Origin of the sequence: Sedimentitalea nanhaiensis DSM 24252, assembly GCF_000473225.1 — a bacterium.
Taxonomy (GTDB): Bacteria; Pseudomonadota; Alphaproteobacteria; order Rhodobacterales; family Rhodobacteraceae; genus Sedimentitalea; species Sedimentitalea nanhaiensis.
Genome location: NZ_KI421509.1, coordinates 4,320,759 through 4,337,510 on the forward strand (window position 1 = coordinate 4,320,759; position 16,752 = coordinate 4,337,510).

A 16,752-nucleotide genomic window follows, 5' to 3' on the forward strand; every position below is an offset into this window, starting at 1 on the left:
AACCTGTCAGGGACGTTCCAGCAGATCGCGAATTTCGGCCATCAGCGAATCCATCAGGTCCTGATCCATCCCGGCCCCTTCGAACCGCAGCAAAAAGCCCTTGTCGTCGCGCATCTTGCGGATGGTGATCCCACCCGAGGTGCGCAGGGTTTCGGCGTTCTGCCAGCCCGATGCGCCCTGCCCGGCCCGCGGCGCGGACTTGGGCCGCCCGCCGCGGCGCGCATCGCGCGCTGCCGGTTCGGCGGCGGCGATCGCCTGCTCGATGGCCGCCCACTCGGCCTCGGGCGACTGCGGATCGGCGCTGGCCAGGGCTTCGCGCAACGTGGATTCGCCCCCCCCGCGCAGGGCTTGGGCCAACTGCAGACCCCGTTTTTCCGACAGGGATTCCGGAAACGCCAGCATGTCGCCCAATTCCTCGAAAATCAGCGCAAACGAGCGCACCTTGGAGCGCTTGGCCTTGGACGCGGTGGCAAACAGGCGGTTGACCGCGTCCTCGACATTGACGAACGCGCCCTGCTGGGCGGAAATCACCGCGATGCGGCCGCGTTCGAACTGGCTGAGTTCCGAGCGCACCTCGTTTTCCTCGACCATGGACACAAAGGCCGCATCGGCCCCCTTGCCTGGTCGGATAATGGCGCGGATGGTGTCGTATTTCGGGTTCTCGGTCAGGTCCCGCAGGCCCCGCACCGCCATCAGCCGACGATAGCCGGACACCAGCGCATAACGCGCGCCGTCGTCGCGCGGCGGGTCCAGCGCCACCACCTCGATCGGCAGGCGCAGCCCGCTGGCGGCGATCGACTGACGCAGTTCGACCATCTGATCCTCGTCCAGCACCGTGCGGTCGCGGATCATCGCGTCGCCGTCGATCTGTTCCAGCGGCAATTCGGCGATCAGCAATCCCTGCGCCTGGGCGTGGCGCAGACGGTCGGCATCGGCGGCATTGCGGGCCTGTTCGGCGCGCCGCGCCGGATCGGCGGTCTGGGCATGGGCGGCGCTGTCGGCGGCGATCTGGGCGATCGGCGCCACCGCGCGTCCGGCGGTCATGGCCGCCGGGGATGCGCCGACAACTGAGGTTTCGCGGCGAAACTCATCCTCGATCCGGCTGAGATCTTCGGTGCTGGGGGCCTCGAGCTTTCTACGTTTTGCCATTCATCTGCTCCTATTCGCCTGCCGCTTTTGCGGTCTGGTTTGCCTCTTGCAGGTCGCGCCACCAGGTACCGAGGATCAATTCCTTGACCTCGGCCCAGGTCCGATCAAAGGTCTCGCGGCCGCGCACATAGGTGTCGCGGTTGAATTCGCGGTAATCGGCCTCGTAGATGCCGTTGACCTGTTCGCCGGCCTGTCCGACCATGGCGGTCATCTCCTGGCGGTACGTGGTCATGAAGTCGCCGAAATAGGCCTGAATCACGTTGGCCAGATCGGTCTGCTGCCCGGCGTCGAACCGGGTGATCAGGGCACGCACCGCATCCCATTCGAAGCGCACCTCGGGCTGGCCATCGCGGCGGCGCACGGCGTTTTCGCCTTCTTCGATGCTGGCAAAGGTCGAATAAAGCATGTCAAAGAACCGCCCGGTGCTGTCAAATTCCAGAAAGGACGCCCCCAGTGGCACCAACAGAATATCGGCCGCGGCCAATGCGTTGATGGTGAGATAGCCCAGTGCGGGCGGAGTATCGAGAAAGATGATATCGTAGTCGTCAACGATGCGTTCGTTGATCAGCGCGTTGGACAGTGCGTCCCACAGCGACCAGCTGCGCAGCCCCATGCGCCAGACCGGGATCTGGAATTCGGCCCAATACAGGTTCAGCTGCGCGCCAAGCAGGTCGATGTTGGGCCAATGGGTCGACTGGATCAGGTTTCGCGGCGAAACCTTGAGCGCCTCGGTCAGGGTTTCGTCCAGCGCCAGGGGAGGGGTCCCGGCAGCCTCGCGGACGCTGTTTTCAACCTGCACCGCGTTGGCGTAATCCTTGGCCAGCAGCGGGAAGGCGGTGGACCATTCATCCGCCACCTCGCCGCCCATGATCGACGTCAGCGATCCCTGGCTGTCGAGATCGATCACCAGCACCCGGTAGCCATCGAGCGCGGCGGACATCGCCAGATGGGCGGTGGTGGTGGTCTTGCTGGTGCCGCCCTTGAAGTTGGAGACCGCGACGATCTTGGCGGGCAGCCCCTTGGGGCGCCAGGGCAGGTATTCCTTGTCCGCGGCCCCGCCAGCGGCGAAGTGATGCCGCAGTTGCAGCACCTCGTCGAGGGTGAACCATTTTGAGTTCCCTTCGCCGGTGCCCTGGGGCAGGTCCGGGTATTTCTTGAGCACCCGACGGAAATGAGCCGGGGCGACCGGGATCAGGTATTTGCAGATCTCCCAGGTTGAAAATCGCCGCAATCGTTTCTGCCCGTCCGGGGCATATCCGCGCTTGGCCAGATCCTGTCGGCCCTTGGCGGCAAACGCGGCAGCTTTTGCGAATCGGGCAGTGTCGATAGGGTGGGACAACTTCGCCGCCGCAGCTGCGGGGTCGATGTTGAAATAGGGGGGCAGGGGGTCTTTGCCTGTGCTCATCCGGGTTCCTCGGTGATGTTCTGCATTATTGATGTTTTTGAGAAAACTATCGCACATGAGAATGCGGATGTGAATCGTTTTGCTGGGTTTCGCCGCGAACCCAGTAAAAATCAAAGGAAAACAGCGGCACATAAGTTGTAGAGTCTTTAGTGAATTTAGAGTCTTTGGAAAAGAAAAATCATTATAAAACAATATATTAAATTACTTTGGGTCCCCGAATACAGGACCAGAGGCACCCGGCTACAGGATCGAGGGCACCCGGATACGGGGGCAGGGGGGCCGATTCGCGGGATTAGGGGGGCCTGAGTCCGGTTTAGGGCCAAATTGGCGTTTCAGCCGCGCCCGAGCCCGAGTTATCCACAGAGTCGATCCCGTAAACAGGTTCCTTACGCACCATACGGGAGGGGGAAAACCCATTAAGGTTCCCGTTTACGGGATGGCCGGATCGGGGCGAAAAGAACCTGTGGGTGGATTGATCGCGGGTGCCTGAGCGGGCATACTGTGCCAAAAAGGGCAGTAAACATGGATGAGATTCCCCGCGACCGGTTGACCGGTTCGCTGCGCCGTGTGGCGGTGAAGAAACACGTGGCAGCGATCCATGTTTCGGGCAAGCTGACGCTGTTGCAACGCAAACTTTCCAATGTGCTGTTGCTCAATGCCTATGACACGCTGACCAGTCAGCCGCGCCATCAGATCGATGCGCGCACCCTGTGTCTGATGATCGGGTACAATTCCAACGATCTGGTGACGCTCAAGGCGTCGCTGAAGGGGCTGGCCGAGACGGTGGCGGAATGGGACATGCTGGACAGCGAGGGGCGGCAGGAATGGGGGGTATCGAGCCTGCTGAGCTATGCGACGCTGAAGGGCGGGGTGTGCGAATACGCCTATTCTCCGGCGCTGGCGGACAAGATGCACGACCCCAAGGTGTTCGCGCTGATCAACCTGAACATCCAGCGCCGGTTCACCAGCGGCCATGCGCTGGCGCTGTATGAGAACTGTTTTCGCTTTGTGCGCACCGGCAGCACCGGATGGTGGTCGCTGGATCTGTTTCGCCGCCTGATGGGGGTGGACGGGTCACAGTATTACGAGAGCTTCAAACATCTGAACGCCAAGGTGATCAAGCCGGCGGTGGCTGAGGTCAACAAGACCAGCAATATCGTCATTCGCCCCGAAACCCGCAAACGGGGGCGGGCGGTGACGGATATCCGGTTTCTGATCAAGGAGAACCCGCAGCTGGCGATTCTGGATCTGGATGACGGGGCAGGGGTGCGCCATGGCGCGGTCTATGCGCGGCTGCGTGAGCTGGGGGTCAGCGACCGGCTGGCGCGGCAATGGCTGACCTCGCATGGCGAGGAGCAGGTGGCGGCCAAGCTGGAGTATGTCGGCACGCGCAAGAACGTCAAAAGCATGGTCGGCTATCTGAGCGCGGCGCTGGATGGCGATTTCGGCATCGAGGCGCAAGCGGACGCACCGGTGGCGGCCAACAGCGCGCAGGCCCGGCGTCTGGGTCGGGTGCAGGCGGCGGTGCAGGCGCGTACCCCGACGCAGCGTGACGCCGACAAGCGGTTGTTTCTGAACCAGATTACCGAAGCCGGGCGGCGGGCGGATTTCGAGCGGTTCGGCTGGATGTCGCCGCTGAACAAGGCGGCGATCCTGGCGTTCTGGGACGAGTTCAGCCCTGGAATATTCGACGGGATCGACGGTGACTGAGGGCTGTCATGGGGCCCGTGAAACGGCGTCGATTCCGCCCAGACAAAAGGTGATCAGCGTGTCGCGATAGTCCATCGGGCTGCCTGCGTCGCGCCCCGACAGCCCGGCAATGCGGGCGCGGCTGGCGACCAGCGACAGCATCGAGGCCACGGTCAGGGTGAGGGCGGTGGCCAGTTCCTGCTGTGCGGCATCGGGGCGGGCCTGTTGCATGGCGTGCAGGTATTCGCGCGCAACCGGATCGTACAGGCCGCCGACCGCCGGATACCAGCGGTCATCGCTGACGATGCGCGCGATCAGGCGGGCATAGGCGCGCCATTGCGGGTCGCCCTGCGAGGCATATTCCAGATAGGGTGTCAGGTAGGCATCCACCAGATCGCGCAGGGCAGGGGGGGAGCCGGCCGCGCGCAGTTCGGCCAGACGGGCGCGGCGTTTGGAATTCAGCGCCTCGACCCGGCGTTCCAGAACGGTGCGGATCAGATCCTGTTTTGCGCCGCCGTGAAACCCGACCACGCCCAGGGTGACGCCCGCCTCTGCGGCGATGCGGCGGATCGAGGTGGCGTCGAACCCCTGGGCGGCAAACAGCCGCTCGGCCGCGTCCAGCACCCGTTCGCGGGTGGCTTCGCCGCGCAGGATGCGCCCGTCGGTCTGTGTCGATGCGGCCTTGTCGGTCATGGCGGGCTTTCGGTTGCGGAGCCGGGCATACGGGTCCTGCACGGGGTCTTGACAATTTATACGACTGTTCAGATAGTTTGCCAAGGCCGGGGAGGACCGGCCCCCAAGGGAGGAACAGGATGGAATTCTTGACACTGCTTCGTCGCGGCGTGGCCGCCAGTGCGGTTGCCGTTGCGCTGGCCCCGGCGGCGCGGGCCGACAGTTTCGATGCCACGGTTGTGGCCGGGCACCCGCCGGTGTTTCTGTGGGTGAAAACCCTGTCCGAGACCTTTATCCCGGCGGTGAACGCGGCGCTTGACGGGTCGGGCCATTCGATCGAATGGATGGAGGCCTATGGCGGCACCCTGGCCAAGGTCGGCGGCGAGCTTGAGGCGATCGAGGACGGGCTGGCGCAGATCGGCATTGTCAGTTCGCTGTTTGAGCCATCGCTGCTGAGCCTGCAGAATGTCACCTATGCCACGCCGTTCGGATCGCCCGATGTGGACATCGTGTTCGGCACGGTGGACGGCATGCACAACGAGATCGCGGACATGCGTGGGCTGTGGGAAAGCCATGGCATGGAATACCTGGGCGGCGGGTTCGGGTTGGAAGATTACCTGTTGATGACGGATTTTCCGGTCGACAGCATCGCGGATCTGCAGGGGCGCAAGATCAATGCGCCGGGTCCGGCGGTGAACTGGCTGAAAGGCACCGGGGCGGTTGGTGTTTCGGGCAACCTGACCACCTATTACAACGACATACAGACCGGTGTCGCCGAGGGCGTGATCGTGTTTCCCACCGCCGCCGCCGCGGCCAAGCTGTTTGAGGTCGCGCCCTATGTCACCCGCACCGGCTTTGGCGCGCAATATGCCGGGGCCATCGTCGCCAAGAAAAGCTGGTTCGACGCGTTGCCCGCCGAGGTGCGGCAGGCGATCCGCGCCGGGGTCGAGGATTTTGCGCTGGCCTACCGGGCCGGGTTGGAACAGCGCGTTGTGGGCGCGTTTGCGGCGATGGAGGCAGGCGATGCAAAGATCGGCACGCTGTCGCCGGAGGCACGCGCGCAATGGGCGCAGGCGCTGCCGGATATTGCCGGAGACTGGGCGCGGGCGCAGGATGAGCAGGGCCTGGCCGGAACCGAGGTGGTCAACACCTATATGCAAAAGCTGAAAGATGCCGGTGTGGTGCTGCCGCGCGACTGGACGGTGGAGTAAGTCAATGGCGCGCGGACCGGGCGCAGGTGGGCTGGCCGCGCGTGTTGCCGGTGGCATCATGTCCGCCGCCAATGTGACCGCGACGATCTGGATCCTGCTGTTGATGGGGCTGATCCTGGCGGATGTGATCGGGCGCAACGTGTTTCTGGCCCCCATTGCCGGGGTGCCGGAGATGGTCAAATACTCGATCGTCGGCATCGTGTTCCTGCAGATCGCCCATACGCACCGGCACGGGCAGATGGTCCGCTCGGATGCGGTGCTGGGGCTGTTGATGCAGCGGCGGCCGCGGATCGGGGCGCTGCTGGATCTGGTGACGCAGCTGGCCGGGGTCGCGGTGGCGCTGATGCTGGCGCGGGCGGTCTGGCCCAAGGCCGTGCGTGCCTTTGAGCGCGGCGAGATGGAGGGGATTGCGGGGCATTTCCAGATGCCGGTCTGGCCTTTTCTGGCCATTGTCGCGGGTGGGGCGGCGTTGCTGGCGCTGTCGTTCCTGATTACCGCCGTGCAGGCGGCGCGAAAGGTGGCCGGCCGATGGAGAACCTGATGATCGGGTATCTGTCGCTGGCGGCGATCGGGGTGGCGATCTATGCCGGGATGCATGTGGCGGTCGCGCTGGCGGGAATTTCGTTCCTGGGCATGTGGGCGATCACCGGCAAGACGGCCTTGGCGCTGAACTTTGTGGCGCTGGCGGGCACGGATTCGATTGCGGAATACAGTTTTGGGGTGGTGCCGCTGTTTGTGCTGATGGGGCTGGCGGTCAGTGAATCCGGGCTGGGGCGGGACACTTTTGCCATCATTGCGCGGTCGATGCGGGGCTGGCGCGGGGGGCTGGGCGTGGCGACGGTGCTGAGCAATGCGGTGTTTGCCGCCATCACCGGGATTTCCATCGCCTCGGCGGCGGTGTTTTCCAGGGTGGCGGTGCCGCAGATGGTCGCCGCCGGGACCAGCCGGACTGTGGCCGTGGGCACGGTTGCCGGGTCCAGCGTGCTGGGCATGCTGATCCCGCCGTCGCTGTTGTTGATCCTGTTTGCGATCCTGACCGACAGTTCGGTGGGCGATCTGTTTCTGGGCGGTGTGGGGCCGGGTCTGGTGCTGGCGCTGGCCTTTGGGGTGTATCTGACGCTGCTGGGGTGGGTGCGCCCGGCGCTGTTTGACGGTCCGCGGACCATGGGCGGGGCCGAGGAGACCACGCCGACGGTGTTGATCGTGCCGGTGCTGGGCCTGGCGGCACTGGTTCTGGGGGGTATCTATGGCGGGGTGTTCACCCCGACCGAGGCCGGGGCCGTGGGGGCGGCGGCGGCGCTGGGGCTGGCCTTTGCCATGCGCCGCATCGGCGGGGCCGGGGCCTGGCGCATGGCGGTGCAGACCGGCCATATCACCGCTGCCGTGTGTTTTCTGATCGTGGGCGCGTCGATCTACAGCCGCATGCTGGCGTTTTCCGGGGTTCCCGCCTCGGTCACGCAATGGGCGGTGGCCAGCGGCATCGGGCCGCTGGGGTTTCTGTTCCTGTTTGCGCTGATCGTGGCGGCGATGGGCACGATTCTGGACAGTTCGTCGATCATGCTGGTCACCGTGCCGCTGGCGTTTCCGATCACCCAGGAACTGGGGATCGACGTGGTGCATTTTGGGCTGGTGACGGTGCTGGCTGTGGAAATCGGGCTGTTGACGCCACCCCTGGGCCTGTCGGTGTTTGTGGTGCAGGCGACGCTGCGCGAGGAGGGCGTGACGCTGGGCGAAGTGTTTCGCGGTGCCGCGCCGTTTGCCACGATCATGGCGGTGGTGTTATGCGCCGTGATTCTGGTTCCTGAAATTGCAACCGGCCTGGTGGGCCGTTGAAGGAGAATGACATGAAACTGATTGATCTGGCGCGCCCGCTGGAGAATACGACCTATGCCGATCCGCCGGGTTTGCACCCGCAGATCGAGTATTTTGCCCATGATGACACCGCGCCGCAGATCCTGGGGTTCTTTCCCGGCGTGGCGCGCGGCGATCTGCCGGGCGGCGAAGGCTGGGCGGTGGAAAAGGTCACCCTGTCGACCCATAACGGCACCCATCTGGACGCGCCCTATCATTACCATTCCACCATGGATGGCGGGCAGCGGGCGATCACCATCGACGAGGTGCCGCTGGAGTGGTGCATCGGGCGCGGCGTCAAGCTGGACTTTCGCCACCTGCCGGACGGGCATGTGGTGACGGCCGACGAGGTTGCGGCCGAGTTCGACCGGATCGGCCATGAGCTGCAACCGGGCGATATCGTGTTGGTGAACACGGCGGCCGGTGCGGCCTATGGTCAGCCGCAGTATGTCGCCACCGGCTGTGGCATCGGGCATGCGGCAACCTGCTGGATGACCGAGCGCGGCATGCGGGTCTGCGGCACCGACGCCTGGAGCTGGGACGCGCCGTTCATCCACACGGCGAAACGGGTGGCCCAAACCGGCGATGCCGGGCTGATCTGGGAAGGGCATCGCGCCGGCATGGTGCGCGGCTATTGTCACATGGAAAAGCTGGCCAATCTGGAGGCGCTGCCCGCGACCGGGTTCGAGGTGCAGTGCTTTCCGGTGAAAATCAAGGCGGCGAGCGCGGGCTGGTGCCGCCCCGTCGCCATTGTCAGAGACTGAGGAGCAGGGCATGAAACTGGCGACATTCGATGCGGGGCAGGGGGCTCGGCTGGGGGCGGTGACGGATCGCGGGATGGTCGATCTGAGTGCGACCGGGCGGGCTGAGCTGGCCAGCATGCTGGCGCTGATCGAGGCGGGCGAGGCCGGGCTGGCGCTGGCGCGCGCGGCGGCGGCGAAGGGCGCGGCGCAAGGGATCGAGGGTCTGCGGCTGCTGTCGCCGATCCCGGTGCCGCCACAGTTTCGCGATGCGTCGAGCTTTGCGCGCCATATCGTGCAGGCGCCGGTGGGGATGCACAGGCTGGCGGCCCGGATGAAAGGGCAGCCTGTGCCCGATATCACGCCGGGCGAGGTGCCCGAGGTGTATCGCCAGCAGCCGATCTTTTATATCACCAACCGGTTCAGCGTGCAGGGGCACGATGCGGATGTGAATTGGCCGCGCTATTCGCAGGCGATGGATTTCGAACTGGAAGTCGCCTGTGTGATCGGGCGCGGCGGGCGCGATATCGTCAGGGCGGACGCGCTGTCACATGTGTTCGGGTACACCATCTTTAACGATTTCTCGGCCCGCGACACCCAGTTGATCGAGATGCAGGGGATGTTGGGACCGGCCAAGGGCAAAAGCTTTGACGGCGGCAATGTGCTGGGGCCGGTGATTGTCACCGCCGACGAGATCCCCGATCCGCGTGCCCTGAAAACGCGGGCGCGGATCAATGGCGAGACCTATGTGGATACCGACATGTCGGCGATGATCCACGGGTTTGACGACATGATTGCCTTTATCAGCCGCGACGAAACCCTGCATCCGGGCGAGGTGATCGGAGCGGGCACGGTCAACGACGGCTGCGGGCTGGAGCATTCGCGGTTTCTGAGCGACGGCGATGTGGTCGAACTGGAGGTGGACGGGATCGGGGTGCTGCGCAACCGGGTGCGCCGGCAGGCGTGATCAGGCGGTGTTCACGTCGCTCCAGTCGGACAACAGCACCTGGGCGCTGGCCTCGTCGGTGACCAGATGGCTGGCGTGCCCGCCCATCAGAAGGGCGCGGGTGGCGTCGTGTTTGGCGCGGCCCGACGACACCAGCATGCGCACCGGCACCGCCTGAAGGGTTTCCGGCGAGATGCCCAACATGCGGTCGCGCAATGGGCCGTCCAGCCCGTTGCCGTCACGGTCGATGAAATGGCCGCACAGCACCCCCACCGCGCCCCGGCCGCGGGCGTCGTCCAGTTCGGCCAGGGTGCAGACCCCCGCCGCCACCAGCGTGGTGTCCGGGCTGACGTCGCCGACCGCGAACACCGCCTTGGTCAGCTGCGCGAACTCGGCGATCTGGCGGGCGATGATCGGTTCGCGGCGCAGCTGGTCGGCCAGCTCGGGGGTCGAGACCACCGCCGGGGCGTGCAGGGTGCGGCATTCGGCCGATGTTTTGCGGGCGATCTCGATCGAGCAGGTTTCGGCGGCGAAATGATGTTGCGAATACATCGAACCCAGCATCTGATAGACGGTCAGGCCGGGCACGGCGCTGATGGGAAAGGCGGTGGCCAGATGTTGCACCGTATGGCCCCAGGCCACGCCCAGCCGATCGCCCGGTTGCAGAATGTCGCACAGCGCCGAGGCCGCCAGTCCGGCGACCCGCAGCTGCATGGTGTCGGGGCTGAGCGGGGTTGTGTCGTCATGGGCGACATAGGCGTCGGTCAGCCCGTAGCGCTGCGCCAGACGCCGGGCCAGGGACGAGGCGGCAAAACTTTCACCGCGAATGCGGATCTCGACAACGCCCAGATCGCGGGCCTGGCGCAGGTAGTTGACGATGGTCGCCCGCGACACCCCCATGCGGCGCGCGATTTCCCCCTGGGTCAGCCCTTCGCGGTAGTACAGCATCGCCGCATGGGCCAGCGTCGACGCCGGGGTCTGGGCGTCGTGGCGCGGCCGGGGATCGGGGCGGGGATCGGATCGGGGGGCGGGCCGGGGATCAGGAATGGCGGCTCTCCTATCGCAGGGCGGCTTCGATATTGCCGCCATCGACGGTCATCACATGCGCCGTGGTGCGCTCGGCCAGGGCCAGTGCGACAAAGGCATGTGCGACATGATCGGCCTGGACCTCGCGGCGCAGCAGGTTTCCGGCCATGTAGCCAGCGGCGTCGGTGCCGCGTGCGGTGGCCCGCCGGTCGATGAAATCGTCGGTCAGCAGGCCGCTGCGGATCCGGTCGGCGTTGACGCCGTTGACCCGGATACCGAATTCGCCCAGTTCCAGCGCCAATTGGCGCATCAGAAACATCGTGGTCGCCTTTGGCAGGCCATAGGCACCAAAGTTGCGCCCCGGATTGACCGCCTGTTTGGAGATGTTGAACAGGATCTGCCCGCCCCGGTTCTGGGTGCGCAACAGCGCGGCGGCGGCGGTTGCAAAGCGGTGATGGGCAAAGAAATTCAGCTCGAACGCGGCGCGCAGGTCAGCTTCGGGCAGATCCAGCAGGGCACCGGTCAGGGCCGCCCCGGCGTTTGAGACCAGAATGTCGAGCCCGCCGAACGTTTCAATGGCGCATTGCATGGCGGCCCTGGCGGATCCGGTTTCGGTCACGTCCAGCGCGATGGCGCGATGGCCGGTGCCCAGTGTCTCCAGTGCGCTTTCTAGGGCCGCCGTGTCGCGGTCCACCAGCAGGATCTGCGCCCCCCGCGCGGCAAAGGCGCGGGCCGTGGCCAGTCCGATGGCACCGGCGCCGCCGGTGATCATCACCACCCGCGAAGTCAGCGCGGGCGGGGTGCCCTTGCCCAGTTTGGCCTGTTCCAGCGACCAGTATTCCATGTCGAACAGGTCGTTCTCGGCGATGGGGCGAAAGCCGCCCGCGTCCTCGGCCACGGCGCGCACGCGCAGGTTCTGTTCGCCGATATCGGCGGCGATGGCGGCGGATTTGGCGTTGGGGCCGATGCCGACGATGCCAATGCCGTGAATCCACGCCAGATTGGGCAGCGGCGGCAGCATGGTCCTGGTGCCGCCGACACGGGCGTTCTGGCGGGTGAAATAGGCGGTATAGCGGGTGGTGAAATCGTCGATGGCGGCGGCGATCCCGTCGTGGCCAAGGGCCAGATGATCGGCGGTGATCACCACCGGAATGCCCTTGGTGCGGATCACATGATCGGGCGAGGCGACGCCGCGGGTGGACAGGTCGGCCACATCGGGGCGGTCGAGAAATTCCATCACCGCAGGCCCGTTGCGCAGGTCCAGCACCGGCATTGGCGCGTCCGGCCCGGCGCGGTCGGCCAGGATGCCGCGCAGCAGGGGCAGGGGGTCGGTGTGCGCCAGCGGGTCGCGTTGCCCGAGGCGGGTTTCGCGGTCCATCCCCAGATGGGCGGCCAGTTCGTTGGTATGCGACACGATACGCTCATAGCTTTGGCGCGCGGTGTCGCCAAAGGCGAAATGGCCATGGTTCAGCAGCAGCAGGCCTTCGACATCGGGATTGGCCTCGAACGCCTGGGCGGCGGCCTTGGAGAGCTGAAAGCCGGGCATGATATAGGGCACGATGGCCAGCCGGTTGCCAAAGATCTGCCGCGCGACGGCTTCGGCATCGGGCAGGTTGGCGAGCACGAGAAAGGCTGTGGCGTGGGTGTGGTCGACGAATTTATGCGGCAGATAGGCATGCAGCAGCGTTTCCACCGAGGGGTTCGGGGCGCTGCTGTCCAGCAGATTCTGGCGCTGGACATTGATCATCTGTTCGTCCGACAGCGCATCGAGCTGGCGCAGGTCGTGCAGCGGGGCAAGGCGCACGCCGGGCAGGCCGGGGGCGAGAATGGTGTCCAGATCCCAGCCCGATCCCTTGACGTGCAGCACCTGTTGCGGGGTGCCGAACAGGTCGGGGCGCGTCACCTTGACCGAGGTGTTGCCGCCGCCGTGCATGACCAGATCGGGGTTCTGGCCGATGAGGCGGCTGGTATAGACCCGCAAGGCAAGGTCGCGGTCGGCGGGGTCGTCCCCGGCCCTGGCCGCATAGGCCTCGGCTTCGGTGTCGGACCAGCGGTTTGCGATCATGCCCATCACGCCACCCTGGACGCGTGTTCGGGGAACATTGCGGCCAGACCGTCGGCGCTGGCGGGGCTGACACCGCGTTCGGTGATCAGCCCGGTGACCAGCCGGGCGGGGGTGACGTCAAACGCCGGGTTGCCCACATCCGAACCTTGCGGCGTGACCTGGACCTCGGCGATCGTGCCATCGGAGCCGACGCCCTGCACATGGCTGACCTCGCGGGGGTTGCGTTCTTCGATCGGGATTTGGGCAACGCCGTCGCGCAGGGTCCAGTCGATGGTGGGCGACGGCAGCGCGACATAAAAGGGCACGTTGTTGTCATGTGCGGCCAGGGCCTTGAGATAGGTGCCGATCTTGTTGCACACGTCGCCCTGTGCGGTGGTGCGGTCGGTGCCGGTGATGACCATGTCCACCAGCCCGTGTTGCATCAGGTGGCCACCGGCGTTGTCGGTGACATAGGCATGGCTGACGCCGTGGCTGTTCAGTTCCCACGCAGTCAGCGCGCCCTGATTGCGGGGTCGGGTTTCGTCGACCCAGACATGGATGTCGATCCCGGCCTCGGCGGCCTGAAACATCGGGCTGGTGGCGGTGCCCCAGTCCACGGTGGCCAGCCATCCGGCGTTGCAATGGGTCAGCAGGCGCACCGGTTCGCCCGCCGGTTTGCGCGCCGCGATGTCGCGGATGATCGCCAGCCCGTTCTGGCCGATGCGGCGGTTGATCTCGACGTCCTCGTCGGCCATGTCATGGGCCAGCTGCATCGCGGCGGCGGCCCGGTCGGCAGGCGCCAGCGGGGCCAGATGGGCGCGGCAGCGGTCAAGCGCCCACCGCAGGTTGATGGCGGTGGGGCGGGTGGCGTTCAGCGCCTCCCATGCGGCGTCCAGATTGGCATCGGACGGATCGCGGGCCATGTCTCCGGCGACGCCATACGCTGCCGTGACCCCGATCAGCGGCGCGCCGCGCACCCACATCTCGTAGATGGCGGTGGTGAAATCTGCGCGCGATTTCAGGGGTGCGATGCGGAAATCATGGGGCAACCAGCGCTGGTCGATGATGCGCACTTCGGCGGCGTCGTGATCGTACCAGATAGAGCGATAGGGGGTGCCGTTGACCTTCATGGAAAAACTCTTTCGTTATAGCGTTGGGCGAGGGCGACCAGATCGCCGGGTGTGGCGATGTCGGCCCGGTTCAGGATCAGATCGCGCCCCATCATCAGATTGCGCGCCTCAAGCCGGGCGCGCAGGGCGGTGTCGGCGATGGTTTCGAACTCGGCGTTATGGGCCAGCGACAGCACCCGGCGGTGCATTTCGATACCGCAGAAACCCATGGCGTCCTGCCAGATCGCCGCCAGCCGGTCCGCCAGCGCCGGCCCGGAACTGTGGCCCTGATCTTCGAACAGGGCGGGCGGGTACAGGATGCCGGTGCGCTCATGGTGCCAGAGGTGGCCGAATTCGTCGCCATAGCTGGCGGCGATGTCGCGGATCACCGACAGGATCCAGGTCTGGAACGCGGGCAGGTCGCTGGCGCTGCGGTGGGCCGGTTGGCTGAGATAGGCCATCAGGAAGTTGGCCAGCATCATGCCCAGATCGAACCCCATCGGCCCGTAGCAGGCAAATTCGGGGTCGATCACCCGCAGGTCGTCATCGGTACACATGACCGACCCTGTGTGCAGATCGCCGTGCAGCATGGTTTCGCCGTGGCTGGCAAACCGGGTCAGCATGTGCTGGACCTGGGTTTTCATCGCTACGTCGGCGCGCAGGGTGGCGACAACCGGGCCCAGCTCCGGCGTGTGGTGGTTGCGCGGGGCATCGAAATAGGGGTCGGTGAACACCAGACTTTCGGTGATGTCACAGAGGGCCACATTGTCCAGAAACAGCGCCGCGTCGGCCTTGCGTTGCGCGGTCGGCATCGCCAGATCCGAGCCGCGAAAGGCGGTGCGGGCGGCAAACCGGCCCAGCGTGTCGGCCAGCCCGGCGGTTTTCTGGCCGGCGATCAGCCGCCCGCGCAGGATGGTATGGGGCGACAGGAATTCCATCACGATCAGCGCCTGGGAGTCGTCGAAATAATGCACCTGCGGCACCCGGCCCGGATCGCGGGCGGCCTGACGGATCAGGGCGTGATATTCAAAGAACGCACGTTTCAGCGGCAGGGGCCAGCTGTCGCCGACCAGCCGAACGTATGGCAGCGCCTGTTTGACCACCACGCTGCCCGCCGGGCCGGTGACGATGAACACCAGGTTCAGATTGCCGTCGCCGACTTCGCGCACGTCCCATGCACCGGGGTCGCCGCCGATGCGCGTGGCGACATCGGCCAGGCCGCCCAGCCGGGCGCCCAATGTGTCCACGGTCAGGGGGTCATAGCCTGCGGGCAAATCGCTCATCGGTGGTCCTCCATCCTCCGTCTGTCGCGGACCGACTCTGACTTGTGGCTGTCATTTGTCAAGGGTGTTGACATTTGTCGCGTTGGCCATAACGATCCGCTGCGGGAGGATGAGATGAACGGCGCAGCCTGCACCATGGTCGGAATCGAAAAGGCGTTCGGGCCAAACCGGGTGCTGCGGGGCATCGACATGGTTCTGTGGCCCGGTCAGGTGACAGTGTTGATGGGGGCCAACGGGGCGGGAAAATCGACGCTGGTCAAGCTGTTGTGCGGGGTGCATCAGCCCGATGGCGGGCGGATCGAGCTGTTCGGCCGGCCCTATGCGCCGCTCACCCCGGCCGAGGCGATCAACGCGGGCGTGGTGACGGTGCATCAGTCGATCAACGACGGGGTCATTCCCGATCTGGATGTGGCGTCCAATCTGATGCTGGACCGGTTGACCGATGCGCGGTCGGGGTTCTTTGTGCGCGGTCGCGCCCTGCGGGCCGAGGCGGCCAGGATCGCCGGCGCGATGGGGCTGGATCTGGATGTGCGCGCCACGGTGGGCGATCTGGGTGTGGCCGAGCGGCAGTTGATCGCCATTGCCCGCGCGATGGCGCGCGATCCCAAAGTGCTGATCCTGGACGAGCCGACCTCGTCCCTGTCGGCGACCGAGGCCGAGCGGTTGTTTGCGCTGCTGGACCGGTTGCGCGACCAGGGGGTGGCGATCCTGTATATTTCTCATCGCATGTCCGATATCCGCCGGATTGCCGACCGGATCATTTCGATGCGCGACGGGCAGATTTCCGGCACCTTCGAGGACGCGCCGCTGGATTACGAAGGCGCGGTGACGGCGATGCTGGGCCATGGGCTGACCCAGGTCGATATCACCATTCCGGTGCCCGGTCCCGAGGTGTTGCGGCTGGACGGGCTGTGCCTGTCATCGGGGGGGCAACCGATCGATCTGAGCCTGCGGCGCGGTGAGGTGGTGGCCGTGACCGGGTTGCTGGGCAGCGGCAAGACGGCGCTGGCCTCGATCCTGTTCGGGCTGATGCAGGCGACGGCGGGTACGGTCACGTTGAACGGGGCGCGGTTTGCGCCGCAATCTCCGGGCGATGCGATCCGGGCCGGTGTGTTCCTGTGTTCCAAGGACCGCGCCAGCAACGGGGTGATTCCGGATTTCGACATCACCGGCAACCTGACCTTGCCGTTCACGCGGCGGCATGCGCGGCTGTCGTTTCTGTCGGGCACCAGCGAGCGGGCGGCCGCGCGGGCGATGATCGAGCACCTGGGCATTATCTGTCAGGGGCCGGGCGATGGCATCGACACCCTGTCGGGGGGCAATCAGCAAAAGGTGATGGTGGGGCGCTGGCTGGCCCAGACCAGCCAGGTGCTGTTGCTGGACGAACCGTTTCAGGGTGTGGATATCCGGGCGCGGCGCGACATCGGCAACCGTATCCGCGAGGGGGCGGCAGAGCGGGCCACCATCGTTTTTGCCGCCGAACTGGACGAGGCGCTGGAAATCGCCGACCGCATCGTGGTGCTGAACGAAGAGGCGCTGGTGGGCGAACACCGAAATGAAAATGTCGATCTCAACCGGATGCTGGCGCAGGTCTCCGGTCAGGAAATCGCAACGGGGCAGATCTGAA

General features: G+C 65.7%; 14 protein-coding genes. 7 read left to right on the plus strand and 7 right to left on the minus strand.

Annotated elements, in window-relative coordinates; all coding sequences use genetic code 11:
• Window positions 1-6: 6 nt before the first annotated feature.
• Both NANH_RS0123300 and NANH_RS0123305 read right to left on the minus strand, forming a co-directional pair.
• The gene (locus tag NANH_RS0123300; RefSeq protein ID WP_027264189.1) at window positions 7-1,149 is read right to left on the minus strand and encodes a ParB/RepB/Spo0J family partition protein; all 1,143 of its coding nucleotides are present in this window, start codon (window positions 1,147-1,149) and stop codon (window positions 7-9) included.
• Between the two features lie 10 nt (window positions 1,150-1,159).
• Window positions 1,160-2,554, minus strand: a complete 1,395-nt coding sequence (locus NANH_RS0123305) for an AAA family ATPase (RefSeq protein WP_027264190.1) — start codon at window positions 2,552-2,554, stop codon at window positions 1,160-1,162.
• A 522-nt stretch (window positions 2,555-3,076) separates the two neighbouring features.
• On the opposite strand from NANH_RS0123305, the gene NANH_RS0123310 reads away from it, so the two are divergent.
• Window positions 3,077-4,264, plus strand: coding sequence for a replication initiation protein (locus tag NANH_RS0123310; RefSeq protein WP_051372584.1), 1,188 nt, complete (start codon window positions 3,077-3,079; stop codon window positions 4,262-4,264).
• A 6-nt stretch (window positions 4,265-4,270) separates the two neighbouring features.
• Here NANH_RS0123310 and NANH_RS0123315 read toward each other — a convergent pair whose 3' ends face one another.
• On the minus strand, window positions 4,271-4,936 hold the full coding sequence (locus NANH_RS0123315) for a TetR/AcrR family transcriptional regulator (protein WP_027264192.1): 666 nt from the start codon (window positions 4,934-4,936) through the stop codon (window positions 4,271-4,273).
• Between the two features lie 128 nt (window positions 4,937-5,064).
• Here NANH_RS0123315 and NANH_RS0123320 point away from each other — a divergent pair, with 128 nt between their 5' ends.
• The 5 genes from NANH_RS0123320 to NANH_RS0123340 are packed head-to-tail and all read left to right on the plus strand — an operon-like array spanning window position 5,065 to window position 9,684.
• Window positions 5,065-6,126 (plus strand): C4-dicarboxylate TRAP transporter substrate-binding protein, encoded by a 1,062-nt coding sequence (locus NANH_RS0123320; RefSeq protein WP_027264193.1) that lies wholly within the window; start codon window positions 5,065-5,067, stop codon window positions 6,124-6,126.
• A gap of 4 nt (window positions 6,127-6,130) precedes the next feature.
• Window positions 6,131-6,667: a TRAP transporter small permease subunit gene (locus NANH_RS0123325; protein ID WP_027264194.1), complete on the plus strand. Its 537-nt coding sequence runs from the start codon at window positions 6,131-6,133 to the stop codon at window positions 6,665-6,667.
• Complete coding sequence (locus tag NANH_RS0123330; protein ID WP_245601507.1) at window positions 6,667-7,959, plus strand: TRAP transporter large permease; 1,293 nt, start codon at window positions 6,667-6,669, stop codon at window positions 7,957-7,959. The genes NANH_RS0123325 and NANH_RS0123330 overlap by 1 nt, the downstream gene beginning before the upstream one ends.
• Window positions 7,960-7,970: 11 nt before the next feature.
• Window positions 7,971-8,741, plus strand: coding sequence for a cyclase family protein (locus NANH_RS0123335; protein WP_027264196.1), 771 nt, complete (start codon window positions 7,971-7,973; stop codon window positions 8,739-8,741).
• Between the two features lie 10 nt (window positions 8,742-8,751).
• A complete protein-coding gene (locus NANH_RS0123340) occupies window positions 8,752-9,684 on the plus strand; it encodes a fumarylacetoacetate hydrolase family protein (protein ID WP_027264197.1) in 933 nt (310 codons plus the stop codon).
• Here the strand turns inward: NANH_RS0123340 and NANH_RS27110 are convergent, their stop codons facing one another.
• The 4 genes from NANH_RS27110 to mtnK are packed head-to-tail and all read right to left on the minus strand — an operon-like array spanning window position 9,685 to window position 15,125.
• Entirely contained in the window at window positions 9,685-10,752 is a 1,068-nt protein-coding gene (locus NANH_RS27110) for a sugar-binding transcriptional regulator (RefSeq protein WP_081710532.1), read from the minus strand. It abuts the gene before it with no gap.
• Window positions 10,721-12,760 carry a bifunctional aldolase/short-chain dehydrogenase gene (locus tag NANH_RS0123350; RefSeq protein WP_245601508.1) on the minus strand — a complete coding sequence of 680 codons (2,040 nt, stop codon included), beginning with the start codon at window positions 12,758-12,760 and terminating at the stop codon, window positions 10,721-10,723. Before NANH_RS0123350 ends, NANH_RS27110 begins: the two co-directional genes overlap by 32 nt.
• Entirely contained in the window at window positions 12,760-13,863 is a 1,104-nt protein-coding gene (gene mtnA, locus NANH_RS0123355; protein ID WP_027264199.1) for an S-methyl-5-thioribose-1-phosphate isomerase, read from the minus strand. The genes NANH_RS0123350 and mtnA overlap by 1 nt, the downstream gene beginning before the upstream one ends.
• Complete coding sequence (mtnK, locus tag NANH_RS0123360; RefSeq protein ID WP_027264200.1) at window positions 13,860-15,125, minus strand: S-methyl-5-thioribose kinase; 1,266 nt, start codon at window positions 15,123-15,125, stop codon at window positions 13,860-13,862. Before mtnK ends, mtnA begins: the two co-directional genes overlap by 4 nt.
• 114 nt (window positions 15,126-15,239) lie before the next feature.
• Here mtnK and NANH_RS0123365 point away from each other — a divergent pair, with 114 nt between their 5' ends.
• On the plus strand, window positions 15,240-16,751 hold the full coding sequence (locus NANH_RS0123365) for a sugar ABC transporter ATP-binding protein (RefSeq protein WP_027264201.1): 1,512 nt from the start codon (window positions 15,240-15,242) through the stop codon (window positions 16,749-16,751).
• Window position 16,752 lies beyond the last annotated feature (1 nt).